The 14897-nt window shown below is 71.5% G+C and carries 13 protein-coding genes; 1 reads left to right on the forward strand and 12 read right to left on the reverse strand.

Annotated elements, in window-relative coordinates; genetic code table 11:
• Nucleotides 1–34 precede the first annotated feature (34 nt).
• Nucleotides 35–637 (reverse strand): hypothetical protein, encoded by a 603-nt coding sequence (locus tag AC27L3_RS27105; RefSeq protein WP_487236696.1) that lies wholly within the window; start codon nt 635–637, stop codon nt 35–37.
• Nucleotides 638–834: 197 nt separating this feature from the next.
• Between AC27L3_RS27105 and AC27L3_RS27110 the strand changes: the two genes are divergently transcribed.
• Entirely contained in the window at nt 835–1410 is a 576-nt protein-coding gene (locus AC27L3_RS27110; RefSeq protein WP_487236697.1) for a GNAT family N-acetyltransferase, read from the forward strand.
• A 135-nt stretch (nt 1411–1545) separates the two neighbouring features.
• Here the strand turns inward: AC27L3_RS27110 and AC27L3_RS27115 are convergent, their stop codons facing one another.
• The 11 genes from AC27L3_RS27115 to AC27L3_RS27165 form a co-directional block, all read right to left on the reverse strand.
• Nucleotides 1546–2829, reverse strand: coding sequence for a thymidine phosphorylase (locus AC27L3_RS27115; RefSeq protein WP_487236698.1), 1284 nt, complete (start codon nt 2827–2829; stop codon nt 1546–1548).
• 95 nt (nt 2830–2924) lie between these two features.
• Nucleotides 2925–3326: a cytidine deaminase gene (locus AC27L3_RS27120; RefSeq protein ID WP_487236699.1), complete on the reverse strand. Its 402-nt coding sequence runs from the start codon at nt 3324–3326 to the stop codon at nt 2925–2927.
• A complete protein-coding gene (locus AC27L3_RS27125; RefSeq protein ID WP_487236700.1) occupies nt 3323–4609 on the reverse strand; it encodes an ABC transporter permease in 1287 nt (428 codons plus the stop codon). Before AC27L3_RS27125 ends, AC27L3_RS27120 begins: the two co-directional genes overlap by 4 nt.
• Nucleotides 4606–5712, reverse strand: a complete 1107-nt coding sequence (locus tag AC27L3_RS27130; RefSeq protein WP_487236701.1) for an ABC transporter permease — start codon at nt 5710–5712, stop codon at nt 4606–4608. The genes AC27L3_RS27125 and AC27L3_RS27130 overlap by 4 nt, the downstream gene beginning before the upstream one ends.
• Nucleotides 5709–7328: an ABC transporter ATP-binding protein gene (locus tag AC27L3_RS27135; RefSeq protein WP_487236702.1), complete on the reverse strand. Its 1620-nt coding sequence runs from the start codon at nt 7326–7328 to the stop codon at nt 5709–5711. The genes AC27L3_RS27130 and AC27L3_RS27135 overlap by 4 nt, the downstream gene beginning before the upstream one ends.
• A gap of 296 nt (nt 7329–7624) precedes the next feature.
• Nucleotides 7625–8659, reverse strand: a complete 1035-nt coding sequence (locus tag AC27L3_RS27140) for a BMP family lipoprotein (RefSeq protein ID WP_487236703.1) — start codon at nt 8657–8659, stop codon at nt 7625–7627.
• 134 nt (nt 8660–8793) lie between these two features.
• Entirely contained in the window at nt 8794–10026 is a 1233-nt protein-coding gene (locus AC27L3_RS27145; protein ID WP_487236734.1) for an amidohydrolase, read from the reverse strand.
• Between the two features lie 106 nt (nt 10027–10132).
• Entirely contained in the window at nt 10133–11278 is a 1146-nt protein-coding gene (locus AC27L3_RS27150; protein ID WP_487236704.1) for a hypothetical protein, read from the reverse strand.
• A 13-nt stretch (nt 11279–11291) separates the two neighbouring features.
• Nucleotides 11292–12158, reverse strand: coding sequence for an N-acetylneuraminate synthase family protein (locus AC27L3_RS27155; protein WP_487236735.1), 867 nt, complete (start codon nt 12156–12158; stop codon nt 11292–11294).
• A gap of 45 nt (nt 12159–12203) precedes the next feature.
• Entirely contained in the window at nt 12204–13484 is a 1281-nt protein-coding gene (locus AC27L3_RS27160) for a cytidylyltransferase domain-containing protein (protein ID WP_487236705.1), read from the reverse strand.
• Nucleotides 13484–14800, reverse strand: a complete 1317-nt coding sequence (locus AC27L3_RS27165; RefSeq protein WP_487236706.1) for a DUF6716 putative glycosyltransferase — start codon at nt 14798–14800, stop codon at nt 13484–13486. Before AC27L3_RS27165 ends, AC27L3_RS27160 begins: the two co-directional genes overlap by 1 nt.
• Nucleotides 14801–14897: the final 97 nt, after the last annotated feature.

Consider the following 14897-nt stretch of genomic DNA (forward strand, 5'->3'; position numbering starts at 1 on the left):
CCGCACGCGGGCGACTTCCGAAGGCCAACGCGCGTTACTTTACCACCCGGTTGTCGTCGATCCGGTAGCCGCCCGCAATGACTTCCGCATCGGGAGCGGGAGTCATGCACGGGGTGAGCAGGGGCTCGTCCTCGCGCGTGGCGCCGGAAAGACCGATGCGGCTGGGGCCGCCACCTTTCTTGCCCTTTTCTGCGACGTAGAAGCTCACGCCCATGCGAATGGGCTGCTTGTGGTCCTTTCCCCAGTGCAGGAAGGGCTTCCATACCGGGCCGGCGTCGACGAGCGTGCCGGTCACGGTCGCCACCGGTCCGCCGACGGTGACGCAATCGACGGCGAAATCCCCCCAGTTGAACTGCGGCCCCTTGCCCGGCTCGGTCCAGCGGTGCTGGATGCGGAAGGTGCCCCAGGACTTGGCGGGCCGGTTCACGCGGTCCTTCGCGTAGAGGCCGTGGGCGTCGACGAACACCTGGATGTCGTTGCCGGGCACGGGGTAGCCCATGCGGCCCCACCCCTGGACGCCGACGGCCGGTGCGGCCGGTTCCGCGGCGGCGGCGGCCGGAAGGGTCACGGCTGCCGGTGCCAGGGCGGCGAGCGCGACGAGGGCGACGACTCCTGCGGTACGGAACGATCTGCGCACGGTACTTCTCCGATCCCTTGCGGAACTTCCGGGGCACCCCCGAGCCTCGCCGACCGCCACCGCCCCCGGCGTCCCTCCGCGGACCGAGCCGCTTCGCCCGCGCGGCGGAAGCGCGTCCGCCCCGCGGTGGAGAGGGCGCCCGCGCGAACGGGTGTTATTCGCTGGCCGAGGCGGGGCCTGCCCCCGAAGATCCCACCATGGGCATCTTCCTGGAGACCGAGCGCATGACGCTGCGGCCGTTCACGACGAGCGAGCAGGACCTGACCGCACTGGTCGAACTCGACGGCGACCCCGAGGTGATGCGGTACATCAACGGCGGCCGGCCGACGCCCCGCGAGGAGATGCGCGACGAGCGCCTGCCACGCTTCATGCACCGGCATCCGGGCCTGGGGACGTACGGCTACTGGGCCGCGGAGACCAAGGACACGGGCGAGTTCCTGGGCTGGTTCGAGTTCCGGCCGCTGGAGGACGACAGCCCGGACGTCGTCGAGCTCGGCTACCGCCTGCGCCGGGCGGCATGGGGCAAGGGCTACGCGGTCGAGGGCTCCCGCGCCCTGATCCACAAGGGCTTCACGGAGCTGGGCGTCCGCCGCGTGACGGCCAACGCGATGACGGTGCATGCCGCGTCGCGGCGGGTGATGGAGAAGGCGGGCCTGACGTTCACCCGCACGTTCTTCGGCGACTGGCCGGACGTGGTCGAGGGCTCGGAGCACGGCGACGTGGAGTACGAACTGACGAGGGAGGAGTGGGAGCGGCGGCAGCGCTCCGCTTGACGCCGGGCCGGGCACGGACGCGCCCGTGGAGGGCGGCCGGGCGCCGAGCTGATCCCGCCGTACGACGGCGAAGGGGCCGGTGGAGAATCCACCGGCCCCTTCGCCCGCACGAGTGTGCTGCCAGGCAGCAGCCTCTTACGCGATGCGGTCCAGCACGATCGGGTTCGGGACGAACGCCGTGCCCGCCGGGGAGATCTCGACGCCGCCGTCCAGCGCGGCCAGGGCGTAGTCGAACTTCTCGGGGGTGTCCGTGTGCAGCGTCATCAGCGGCTGGCCGGCCGCGACGGTGTCGCCCGGCTTGGCGTGCATCTCGATGCCCGCGCCGGCCTGGACCGGGTCCTCCTTGCGGGCGCGGCCGGCGCCGAGGCGCCAAGCGGAGACGCCGACGGCGTAGGCGTCGAGCTTGGTCAGCACGCCGGACTCCGCCGCCGTGACCACGTGCTGCTCGCGGGCCACCGGCAGGGCCGCGTCGGGGTCGCCGCCCTGGGCGATGATCATGCGGCGCCAGACGTCCATGGCGGAGCCGTCGGCGAGGGCCTTGGCGGGGTCGGCGTCCTTGATGCCGGCCGCGTCGAGCATCTCGCGGGCCAGGGCGACGGTCAGCTCGACGACGTCGGCGGGGCCGCCGCCGGCGAGGACCTCGACCGACTCGCGGACCTCGAGGGCGTTGCCGGCGGTGAGGCCGAGCGGGGTGGACATGTCGGTGAGCAGGGCGACGGTCTTGACGCCGTGGTCGGTGCCGAGGCCGACCATGGTGGAGGCGAGCTCGCGCGCGTCGTCGATGTTCTTCATGAAGGCGCCGGAGCCGACCTTGACGTCGAGCACGAGCGAGCCCGTGCCCTCGGCGATTTTCTTGGACATGATCGAGGAGGCGATCAGCGGGATGGCCTCGACGGTGCCGGTGACGTCGCGCAGGGCGTAGAGCTTCTTGTCGGCGGGGGCCAGGCCGTCGCCGGCGGCGCAGATGACGGAGCCGACGTTGCGCAGGACGTCCATCATCTCGTCGTTGGAGAGCAGGGCGCGCCAGCCGGGGATGGACTCCAGCTTGTCGAGGGTGCCGCCGGTGTGGCCGAGGCCGCGGCCGGAGAGCTGCGGGACGGCCGCGCCGCAGGCGGCGACGAGCGGGGCCAGCGGCAGGGTGATCTTGTCGCCGACGCCGCCGGTGGAGTGCTTGTCCGCGGTGGGGACGGGCAGGGAGGAGAAGTCCATGCGCTCGCCGCTGGCGATCATGGCGGCGGTCCAGCGGGCGATCTCCGCACGATCCATGCCGTTGAGCAGGATCGCCATCGCGAGGGAGGACATCTGCTCGTCGGCGACGACACCGCGCGTGTAGGCGTCGATGACCCAGTCGATCTGCTCGTCGGTCAGACGGCCGCGGTCACGCTTGGTGCGGATAACGGAAATGGCGTCCATCAGCACATTTTCCTTAGGTTCGTAGTCCTCAGGTCTTCCCGGGGCCGGAAAGTGACCCGGACGGGCTGAAAGATCAGCCCGTCCGGCGCTTGGGGATATTTTCAACGATTCAGGTCGGAAGGCCCAAACGCGTCCGGCAGCAGCTCGGACAGCGGGCGGATGCCCGACGCGGTGTCCACGGCCAGCTCCGGGCCGCCGTGCTCCCACAGCAGCTGGCGGCAGCGGCCGCACGGCATCAGGACGTTGCCGTGGCGGTCGCAGCAGGTGAAGTGGGTCAGGCGGCCGCCGCCGGTGGCGATCAGCTCGGAGACCATGCCGCACTCGGCGCACAGGGCGACGCCGTAGGCGGCGTTCTCCACGTTGCAGCCGGTGACGACGCGGCCGTCGTCGACCAGGGCCGCCGAGCCGACGGGGAAGCCGGAGTAGGGGGCGTAGGCCCGGGACATCGCGTCCCGGGCCCGCGCGCGCAGGTCGTCCCAGCCCACGGAAGGTGCGGACGTCACTTGCCCTGACCCTTCCGGTACGGCTTGCCGTCCGCCTTGGGCGGCCGCAGGCGGGTCGCGGACAGCGACAGCACCAGCAGGGTGGCGACGTACGGGGTGGCGTCGACGAACTCGAGCGGCACGGTCTTGGTCAGCGCGTACCAGACGAAGAGCAGCACCGCGACGATGCCGCTGACGACCGCCGCCTTGGTCTTGCTGCCCTTCAGGCGCCACAGGGCCAGGCCCACCAGCAGCACGGCGACGAGCAGCAGCAGCGCGTGGACGGTCGGGCCGCCGGAGCGCAGCTGGAGGCTGTCCATGAAGCCGAACAGGCCGGCGCCCATGGCCACGCCGCCCGGCCGCCAGTTGCCGAAGATCATCGTGGCGAGACCGATGTAGCCGCGGCCACCGGTCTGACCGTCGGAGTACATGTGCGTGCCGATGGCCAGGAAGGCACCGCCGAGGCCGGCGAGGGCGCCGGAGACGACGACGGCCGCGTACTTGTACGTGTAGACGTTCACGCCGAGGGACTCGGCGGCCACCGGGCTCTCGCCGCAGGAGCGCAGGCGCAGGCCGAAGGCCGAGCGCCACAGCACGAAGAACGTGCCGACGAAGAGCAGGACGGCGACGATCGTCAGCCAGGAGACGTCGGAGACCAGGCCGTCGAGGATGCCGGCGAGGTCGGAGACCAGGAACCAGTGGTGCTTCTCGATCGAGTGCAGCCAGTCGGACAGCCCCGGGATGGAGAAGTCCGGCATGTTGGCCATGACCGGCGACTGCTTGTCGTTGCCGCCCGCCTGCTGGGCCGCGCTGCCGGCGGCACCGAACCACAGCTTGGCGAGGTACTGGGTCACGCCCAGCGACAGGATGTTGATCGCGACGCCGGAGATGATGTGGTCGACGTTGAAGGTGACCGTGGCGATCGCGTGGATGAGACCGCCGAGGGCACCGCCGACGACGCCGGCCGCGGCGGCCGCCCAGGGGCCGTACTGCCAGCCCACGGCACCGGCACAGAAGGTGCCGAGCATCATCATGCCTTCGAGGCCGATGTTGACGATGCCGGAGCGCTCGGCCCACAGGCCGCCGAGGCCGGCGAGGCCGATGGGCACGGCCGCGCCGAGCGCGCCGGACCACTGGCCGGAGGAGGTGAGGTCCTCGGCGCCGGTGACGGCCCGCAGCGCGGACAGCAGCACCAGGGCGCCGGCGAGGATCAGCAGGACCACGGGGTAGGAGAGCTTGCGGCCCTCGGGCTTGTTCTTGCCGCTCAGCTTCTCGGTCAGAGCGGCCGTGAAGGTCGTACTCATGCGGCGGCCTCCGCCTTGTCGCTCTTACGGGCCTGGGCGGCGAGCTCCTCGCCGACCTTGCGCTGCTGGACCTTCAGGCCGTAGCGGCGCACGATCTCGTAGGCGATGACGACGCACAGGACGATGACGCCCTGGATCACGCCGACGATCTCCTGGGCGTAGCCCTCGAACTCCAGCTGGGTGCCGGTGCGCTCCAGGAAGCCCCACAGCAGGGCGGCCAGCGCCATGCCGACGGGGTTGTTGCGACCGAGGAGGGCGATGGCGATGCCGGTGAAGCCGATGCCGGTGGGGAAGTCGGTGCCGTAGTTGTACGAGACGCCGAGCAGGGTCGGCATGCCGACGAGACCGGCGACCGCACCGGAGAGCAGCATGGAGGTGATCACCATGCGCTTGACGCTCACACCGCTGGCCTGCGCGGCCGACTCGGACTGGCCGACGGTGCGCAGGTCGAAGCCGAAGCGGGTGCGGTTGAGGACGAACCAGTACGCCGCACCGGCCAGGGCCGCGATCACCACGAAACCGAGGACCGGCTTGGTGGCGGTGGGGAACTCGAAGAAGTGGGAGGAGTCCGGCAGGTAGGGCGTGTGGATCAGGTTGCCCTCCTTCTTCGCCAGCCGCCCGTCCTGCAGGAGGTAACCGATGATCGAGGCGCCGATGGCGTTCAGCATGATCGTGCTGATGACCTCGTTGACGTTGCGGGTCACCTTCAGCAGACCGGCGATGCCGGCCCACACGGCGCCCACGGCCATCGCGACCAGAATGATCACCGGGATCTGGACGATGCCCGGCAGCGTCAGCGCGCCGCCGACGACCGCGGCGAAGAACGCCGCGATGCGGTACTGGCCGTCCACACCGATGTTGAACAGGTTCATCCGGAAGCCGATGGCCACCGCCAGCGCGGACAGGTAGTACGGCGTCGCCTTGTTGATGATCCAGACCTGGCTGTCGGCCTTGGATCCGAAGTCCAGCATGACCTGGTAGGCGTGGAACGGGTCCTTGCCGGTGGCCATGATGATGACCGAGGTGATCACCAGGGCGGTGACGATCGCCAGCACCGGGGCGGCGAGGCCCAGGATCAGCTTGTTCTTGTCGAACTTCTTCACTTCGAGTCACCGCCTTCCTGGGTGTCGTCGCTCTCGTTGTCATCGGTGGAGGTCTCGCCGGAGGAGTCCTCCGGGGTCTCCTCCGCCTGCTCCGCCGCCTCCTCGTGCTCGAGGTGGCCGCTCGCCGCGCCCGTCATGGCCGAGCCCAGCTCCTCCGGCGTGATCGTCGCGGGGTCGGCGTCCGCGACGAGACGGCCGCGGAACATCACCCGCAGCGTGTCGGAGAGGCCGATCAGCTCGTCCAGGTCGGCGGAGATCAGCAGGACCGCCAGGCCCTCGCGGCGCGCCTCGCGGATCTGGTCCCAGATCTGCGCCTGCGCACCGACGTCCACGCCGCGGGTGGGGTGGGCGGCGATGAGGAGCTTGGGGTTGTGGCTCATCTCGCGGCCGACGATCAGCTTCTGCTGGTTGCCGCCGGACAGGGAGGCCGCGGTGACCTCGATGCCGGGGGTGCGCACGTCGTACTCGCGCACGATGCGCTCGGTGTCGGCGCGGGCGGCCTTGTTGTCGAGGAGGGGGCCCCGGGTGTTGGGCTTCTCGGTGACGTGGCCGAGGATGCGGTTCTCCCACAGCGGCGCCTCGAGCAGCAGGCCGTGGCGGTGGCGGTCCTCGGGGATGTAGCCGATGCCGCCCTCGCGGCGCTTGCGCGTCGGGGCGGTGGTGATGTCCGCCCCGTCGAGGGTGACGACGCCGCCGTCGGGGGTGCGCATGCCCATGATGGCCTCGACGAGCTCGGCCTGGCCGTTGCCCTCCACACCCGCGAGGCCGAGGACCTCGCCCTTGTGGATGGTGAAGGTGATGCCGTCGAGGACGGCGCGCACGACGCCGTCGGAGTCGGTGGCCGACAGGTGCAGGCCGTCGACGGTGAGCATGGGCACGTCGGTGACCGTGGACTCACGGGTCTCCGGCGAGGGCAGCTCCTCGCCGACCATCAGCTCGGCCAGCTGCTTGGGCGTGGTCTCGCTGGGGACGGCGGTGCCGACGGTGGTGCCACGCCGGATGACGGTGATGTCGTCGGCGACGGAGAGCACCTCGCCCAGCTTGTGCGAGATGAAGATGACCGTCAGGCCCTCGGACTTGAGCTCGCGCAGGTTGTCGAAGAGTGCGTCGACCTCCTGGGGGACCAGGACGGCGGTCGGCTCGTCGAGGATGAGCGTGCGCGCACCCCGGTAGAGGACCTTGAGGATCTCCACGCGCTGGCGGTCGGCGACGCCGAGGTCCTCGACGAGGACGTCGGGGCGCACACCCAGGCCGTACGCGTCGGAGATCTCCTTGATCTTCTTGCGGGCCTTGTTGCCGATGCCGTGGAGCTTCTCGGCGCCGAGGACGACGTTCTCCAGGACGGTGAGGTTGTCGGCGAGCATGAAGTGCTGGTGCACCATGCCGATGCCACGCGCGATGGCGTCGGCCGGGCTGTTCAGGGTGACCTGCTCGCCGTCCAGGGTGATGGTGCCCTCGTCCGGCTTCTGCATGCCGTAGAGGATCTTCATCAGGGTCGACTTGCCGGCGCCGTTCTCGCCGCACAGGGCGTGGACGGTGCCGCGGCGGACCGTGAGGCGGATGTCGTGGTTGGCGACGACACCGGGGAAGCGCTTGGTGATGCCGGCGAGCTCCACCGCATTGGCGGTGGCTGCGCCGGATTCGGGGCTGGACGCTTTGATGGCGCACTCTCCTCGAGGGGAAGGGAGCGGGGGGCCGGACCGGCCGTGCGGGGGTCGGCGGTACGACGGGGCGGGGGACGACGCTACACGCGTCAATACGGTGCTACGCGCGTAGCGTGGGGGCACCGCCCAGCGTTAGCTGGGGGATCGTATGTACGGGCCCGGCCGTGAGGGTACTCCCTCACCACCGGGCCCGCGGGTCTTCCGGGACCGGTCCGAACCGGCTCGGGGCCGATTCGGACCGGGCAGGATCACGGGGAGGTCTTGACCTTGACCTGGCCCTCGACGATCTGCTTCTTCGCGGCCTCGACCTTGTCCTTGATGTCGTCGATGAAGCCACCGGAGGTGGCCAGCGACACGCCGCCGTCCTTCAGCAGGTACTGGTGCGGGCCCGTCAGCGGCTTGCCGTCCTTGACGCTCTTGGCGAGGTCGTACACGGAGACGTCCACGTTCTTCACCACGGAGGTGAGGATGGAGCCCTTGTACTTGTCCAGACCCGGCTGCTGGTACTGGTCGGAGTCGACGCCGATCGCCCAGGCGCCCTTCTGGGCGGCGACGGCCTCGATGGAACCGTTGCCCGACAGACCGGCGGCCGTGTAGATCACGTCGATGCCGCGGTCGAGCATGCCCTTGGCCTTCTCCTTGGCGGCGGCCGGGTCGTTGAAGCCCTTGTCGTTGTTGGCGTACAGGTACTCCGAGGTGACCTCGACACCGGAGTCGGTGGCCTTGGCACCCTGCTCGAAGCCCGCCTGGAACTTCTGGATCAGCGCGTTGTTCACACCGCCGATGAAGCCGACCTTGTGGTTCTTCGACTTCAGCGCGGCGGCGACACCGGCGAGGTAGGAGCCCTCGTGCTCACCGAAGGTGATGCTGTCGATGTTGTTGCCGGGGGCAACCGAGTCCACGACCGCGAAGGTGGTCTTGGGGAAGTCCTTGGCGACCTTCTCCACCGACTTGGAGTAGTTGAAGCCCACGCCGATGACCGGGTTGTAACCCGCCTCGGCCAGGGAGCTCAGCCGCTGCTCGCGGTCGGCCTCGGTCTCGCCGTTCTTGGCGGTCATGGCCTTGCTGGTGTAGCCGAACTCCTTGTCGGCCTTGTCCATGCCACGAGCGGCGGACTCGTTGAAGGAGTGGTCGTCACGGCCGCCGACGTCGAAGGCAAGGCCGATGCCCTTGCCCTTGCCGCCGCCTCCGGACTCGGTCGAGGACTCACCACAGGCGGTGAGAGTGAATGCGAGAGCCGCGGTGGCAATGCCCGCGACAGTGATCGTGGATACCCGGCGCACGAGGGGGCCCCTTCACTCGAAGCGCCTCCATTGGCGCTGTCTTTCGCCGGGAATCGTAACGCGCGTAGATGGAGATAAAAGGGGTGCAAGGAAGCCGTTATCGTTTCGTCGTCAACCCTTCTTGACCCGAATGCCTACATTCGGTTGCCGTCCAGCAAGGCGGCGGCCGTGAACAGCTCCACTCCGACCTCGATCGCGCCCTCGTCCACGTCGAAATCACCACAGTGCAGGTCACGGCGGGTCGTATCCCCCACCGGCCGCACTCCCAGCCGGGCCATGGCGCCCGGGACGTGCTCCAGGTACCAGGAGAAGTCCTCCCCGCCCAGGCTCTGCTCGGTGTCCTCCACGGCGTAGCGGCCCCGGCGCGCGGTCATGGCGCGCCGCAGCAGGGAGGTGACCTCGGCGTCGTTGACCACCGGCGGCACCCCGCGCAGGTAGCTGATCTCCGACTTGGCGTTGTGCAGGGCGGCGACCTCGTCCACCGCGGCGTGCACCAGGTCCGGCGCCTGGCGCCAGGTGTGCACGTCCAGGCAGCGGACCGTGCCGGCGAGCTCGGCGCGCTGCGGGATGACGTTGCAGGCGTGGCCCGTCTCCAGCCGGCCCCAGGTCACCGACAGGCCCGAGCGGGCGTCGGCGCGCCGGGAGAGCACGGCGGGCACGTCGGTGGCCACCCGGGCGGCGGCGGTCACCAGGTCGGTGGTCAGGTGCGGGCGGGCGGTGTGGCCGCCGGGGCCCGAGAGGGTGACCTCCACCCGGTCGCAGGCCGAGGTGATCGCGCCGGCGCGCAGGCCCAGCCGGCCGACCTCGACCTTGGGGTCGCAGTGCACGGCCAGGATGCGGCCCACGCCGTCCAGCGCGCCGCACTCGATCGCGTCGAGGGCGCCGCCGGGCAGCACCTCCTCGGCGGGCTGGAAGATCAGCCGCACGGGGTGGGGCAGCAGGCCCTGCTCGGCGAGGTCGGCCAGGACCAGGCCGGCGCCCAGCACGACGGTGGTGTGCACGTCGTGGCCGCAGGCGTGGGCCATCTTCGGGACCGTCGAGCGGTACGGGACGGTCTTGGTGTCGGGGATGGGCAGCGCGTCCAGGTCGGCGCGCAGGGCGAGCACCGGCCGGCCGGACGCCCGGAACGAGGCGCTGTCGCGGCCGATGTCGCAGATCAGGCCGGTGCCGGCGGCGAGCGTACGCGGTCTGAGCCCTGCCTTCTCGAGCCGGGCCCGCACCGCGGCGGTGGTGCGGAATTCGCGGTTGCCCAGCTCGGGGTGCATGTGCAAGTCGCGACGGAAGGCGATGAGTTCGCTGCGGAGCCCGGGCGGAAGCGCGCCGGGAAGTCGGCTGTCGGTGGTTTGGGGATCGGCTTCGCAGGGCATCAGGTGATTCACCCTGCGAAGGTTAGAGCCCCGAATGGGGCAACTGCCCCTTGATCACAAAAAGTTCAGCCGCATGGATGGGTCGCGCGGGGGGTATGACCCGTATTTACGGCGTACCTTCGGCGACACGCGGCTGCGGAACGGGCGCGTACGGAAGCCGGCGCACTGCGCGTGCGCTCCCCGTGACCCCCGCGAGGAAGCCCTCGGCGCGGGGCGAGGCGTGGGCGGTGAGCCAGGCGGGGTCCACGTCGCAGACGGCGACGGTCACCCCGGTGCCGGCCAGGGCCAGCGGCAGGGTGTGCACGACAGTGGAGGGGAAGCTGAGGATGGTGCGGCCTATGGGGCCCCGCCGGGCCACCAGCTCCAGGGGCAGCGTCGGCCGGACGATCTCCACGTCCAGCCGCTCGGCTATGCGGCGCAGCTTGGCCGGGGCCTCGCGGCGGTGGGCGAAGTAGCGGGTGGCGCCGTGGGCGCGGGCCAGGGCGGCCACGGCCTCCAGGTAGCACTCGGGGTCGACGACGCCGGTCTCCACCAGGGAGGTGCCCACCAGGTCCGTCCCCCGGGTGAGGGAGGGCGGGCCGTGCGCGGCCCGGGTCCAGGCGAAGTCGTTGGCCGTGACGGTCACTCCCGGTGGCGCATCGAGAGGCATGGCGGTGAAGATCTGCACCGTACGACGGTCGTCGGGCGTGAGCTTCCGGCGCATGGAAGCGGACACCGGCGCGAACATCAGATCGCGCGCCCCCTGTGCACCACTGCGGTGCCATCGCACCAGACGCTCCCCGCGGGCGAGTTGACCGGCGAACTCCATGGTGGCCGTGCCGTCGTCCACCACCACCAGCTCCCGGGCCCGCGTGATCGTCAGCAGCAACTGCACGTACCGCGAGAACGGGTCGCCGATCACCACCCGCCGCGCCGCCCGCAGCGGCCCGGCGAGACCCCCGATCGTGCCCACCGGGGCCATCGGCCCGCCCCGGGCCTCCTCCCAGCGCAGCCGGTGCCCCTGATCCCGCGCCAGCTCCGCCATCCGGCGCAACTGGCCGCGCGTCATCGGGTCGTGCGGGGCCAGCACGACCACCAGCAGGTCGCCGGCCAGCGGGGTGATGTCCCGGGCCCCCGGCTGCCGGGGCAGGCCGTCGCACAACCGACGGGACGGCGGGTCGTGCGCTGCGTGGTACGCCCATTCGAGGACGTTCAGCAACTGCACCGGGCTCTCGACGAAGGCCAGCGTGGAGGCGGGGGACTCCCTGGTCACCGGCTGCGGCCGCTCAGACGGCGGCCACGCGGCGCAGTTTGCGCATCGGGCCCAGTTCGCTGTCGTACACCCGCTTGATCCCGTCGCCCAGGGCCTCCTCCACCACCCGGATGTCGCGCACCAGGCGCTGCAGGCCGCCCGGTTCGACGGAGGCCGCCTGGTCCGAGCCCCACATCGCGCGGTCGAGGGTGATGTGCCGCTCGACGAACGCCGCGCCGAGCGCCACCGCGGCGAGCGTGGTCTGCAGGCCCGTCTCATGACCGGAGTAACCGATGGGCACATTGGGGTACTCGGCCATCAGAGTGCCGATCACCCGCAGATTGAGCTCGGCCGCCTTCGCCGGGTACGTGGACGTGGCGTGGCAGAGCACGATGTTCTCGCTGCCCAGCACCTCCACGGCGTGCCGGATCTGCTGCGGCGTCGACATGCCCGTCGACAGCACGACGGTACGGCCCGTCGCCCGCAGGGCGCGCAACAACTCGTCGTCCGTGAGCGAGGCCGAGGCCACCTTGTGCGCCGGCACGTCGAACTTCTCCAGGAACGCCACCGACTCGACGTCCCACGGCGAGGCGAACCACGCGACGCCGCGCAGGCGGCAGTGCTCGTCGATCGCCCGGTACTCCTCCTCGCCGAACTCGACGCGGTGCCGGTAGTCGATGTACGCCATGCGGCCCCAGGGCGTGTCGCGCTCCAGCTGCCACTGGTCACGCGGCGTGCACACCTCGGGCGTGCGCTTCTGGAACTTCACGGCGTCACAGCCGGCGGCGGCCGCCGCGTCGATCAACGCGAGGGCGGTGGTGAGATCACCGTTGTGGTTGATGCCGATCTCACCGGTGACATAGACGGGGTGGCCGGGGCCCACGGGGCGGTCGCCGAGCATCCGGGTCCGGGTACGCGGAGCGAGGGTCGTCACGGAGGTTCTTCCTTAGGGCTGGGGAGGTGAGGACTGCTGCAGGGAAGGTCCGAGGAGCCAGGCCGCGATCTCGCGCACCGCGCCGCGCCCGCCACGGGCCACGGTCACGGCCCGGGCCGCGGCCCGCACCACCGGATGCGCATCGGCCACCGCGACCGGCCAGCCGGCGAGCGCCATGCACGGCAGATCGTTGACGTCGTTCCCGGCGTACAGCACGCGATCCGGATCGACGCCCTGCTCGGCACACCACTGCTTGAGCGCGACGTCCTTGCGCTCACTGCCGTGGATCACGGGCACCCCGAGCTTGCGGGCACGGGCGGCCACCACGGGATTCGTCTCCGACGACAGGACCAGCACCGCCAGCCCCGCCCGGCGCAGCGCCGCCACGCCCAGGCCGTCGCCGCGATGCACGGCGACCAGCTCGCGGCCGTCGGCGTCGATCAGGACGCGGTCGTCCGTCTGCGTGCCGTCGAAGTCGAGGACGACCGCGTCGACGGCGTCGCGGGCGGGCAGCACGGGCGGGTCCAGCAGGGGGACGAGGGCGCGGGCGCGCGCCAGGTCGTGCGGGTCGTCTATCTCGCACACGCGGGAGGGGTCGGTGACGACGAGGTCGGTACGGCCGAAGAAACGGTGCCGGGTGGTGCGGAAGCGGTCGGCGCGCATGGCGTAGGCGGCGCCGGTCTCCAGGAACTCGGGGGTGCGGTCCTGGCGGCGGGGGCGGAACGCGACGTCATGGTTGACCCCGGTGCCGGGCACGCCTGCGGCGGGCCTCTCCCCCACCCCGCCCTCTCCCCGTCTCCCGGGGGCTCCGCCCCCGGACCCCCGGTCCTCAAGCGCCGGACGGGCCGGGGGTGGTACCCGCCACACGAAGCCGTGGAACGGGGCCACCGTCAGGGCGGTGTCCGCGCCGTCGTGGAGGACGGCGGCTGCGACGCCGTCGATGTCGGCCGCCGTCAGGAAGGGGCTGGTGCACTGCACCAGCAGCACGACGTCCACGCGGCACTCGTGCACCCCCTCGTACGCCTCCATCGCATGCACCACCGCCCCCTCGCTGCTCGCCTCGTCCCCCGACAGTTCCGCCGGCCGGTGGACGGTCTCCGCTCCGGCGGCCCGGGCGGCCGCGGCGACGGCGGGGTCGTCGGTGGAGACGACGACGTCGGTCACGAGGCGTGCCGCGAGGCATTCGCGTACCGCCCGGGCCACGAGGGGCACGCCGCCCACCTGTGCGAGGTTCTTCGCGGGGACGCCCTTGGAGCCGCCGCGGGCGGGAATGACCGCCAGGACAACAGCCATCAGAGTTCTCCCAACCGGCGCACGACCGGCGCCACGCGCTGCACTCCGTGCCGGTACGCCCCGCGGGCCGCGTCGCGCAGGGCGCCGCGGACGGCTTCGCGGAGGGCTCCCTGCCGTGGTGGGGCGGGGTCGCGCAGGGGGCGGCCCCGGGTGTCGAAGCCGTGGCGGGCGAGGATGCCCGGGAGGTAGCCGGGGGCCGTCTGCACGGAGTAGTAGGGGGTCATGGGCGGCAGGGCCGGCGCGGCGGCGAGTTCGGCGACGCGGGTGCGGGCCGCGTCGAAGGCCCGGGCGTAGGAGCCGTCCGGTGCCACGCCCTGCCGGGCGGCCCAGGCGGGGTCGGCCGTGGGCAGGTGGCCGGCGTCGAGGTCGTCCCAGGAGGCGAGGCAGCCGGAGCCGAGGAAGTGGTGGTTGCCGAGGGTTTCGCGGATGCCGAGGTCGGTGAGGACGGCGGTGGGGATGCCGCGGTGGAGGGCTTCGAGGGCGGCGGTGGAGCTGACGGTGACCAGGAGGTCGGTGCGGTCGAGGACGTCGCTCATGTTGCCGTGGACGAGGCGGCAGTTGGGTGGGAGTCCGCCCGGGATCCGGCCCGCGAGCTTCTGGTACGGGAGCTCTTCGATGTGCGTCGTGTGTTCGCCGGGGCGGCTGCGCAGTTTGACGAGCACCTCGCGGCCGGGGTGGGCGCGTGCGTGGCGGACGGCGCGTTCGAGCAGGTAGCTGCGGTCGGCGCGGTGGTCCGGCACGGAGGGCTGGGCGGCGAAGACGACGGTGAAGGGCCGCCGGGCGTCCGGCGCGTACGGGGCGCCGCCCAGGAACGGCAGGGCGCACTCGGTGACCGCGTCGGCGGACGCGCCGGCGCCCTCGTAGACGGCGCGGAAGCGCTCGGCGTCGTGGCGGGAGTTGGCGAGGACGACGTCCGCGCCGTGCCGCAGCAGCAGGCCGTCGGCGAGCTTCTCGTAGACGACGCCGACGTAGCCGGTGACGACGACGGGCCGGTGCGGCGTGTCCCGCCAGGCGTGCCGCAGCCCGTGCAGGAGGGCCTGAACGGCGCCGCCGACGCAGGCGAGCACCACGACGTCGTACCGGTCCCGGCCGGCCGCGGCGGCGAAGGCGCCGCCGGTGACCTCGCGCAGGCTGTCCGCGCGGACGCCGACCTCGGTCAGCTGCCGTACGGTCGGTGTCGCCCGGCCCCGCAGCAGGTGGCCGTGCAGCCGACCGTCGGGGGCGAGGCGGTGCGCGGTGAGCGCGCCCCATTTCCACCGGGTGTCGGAGTCCGCGAGCACGGCGACGCGCCGCGGGAATTCGGTACGTGATGGCACGTCGCCGACGATAGGAATACATTCCGTTTCACTGCCCAACGCCACTTCAACAAGCGGTGAACAACACGTCGACGCCCGGCGAAGCTGCCGGCGGAAC

Source organism: Streptomyces sp. PKA51, from assembly GCF_057552455.1.

Excerpts from the sequence above, each read along its gene's own strand:
- AC27L3_RS27155 (WP_487236735.1), bottom strand. The coding sequence starts at position 12,158 with ATGCTCGGCGACCGCCCCGTGGGCCCCGGCCACCCCGTCTATGTCACC.
- AC27L3_RS27125 (WP_487236700.1), bottom strand. The coding sequence starts at position 4,609 with ATGAGTACGACCTTCACGGCCGCTCTGACCGAGAAGCTGAGCGGCAAG.
- AC27L3_RS27110 (WP_487236697.1), top strand. The coding sequence starts at position 835 with ATGGGCATCTTCCTGGAGACCGAGCGCATGACGCTGCGGCCGTTCACG.
- AC27L3_RS27145 (WP_487236734.1), bottom strand. The coding sequence starts at position 10,026 with ATGCCCTGCGAAGCCGATCCCCAAACCACCGACAGCCGACTTCCCGGC.
- AC27L3_RS27160 (WP_487236705.1), bottom strand. The coding sequence starts at position 13,484 with ATGGCTGTTGTCCTGGCGGTCATTCCCGCCCGCGGCGGCTCCAAGGGC.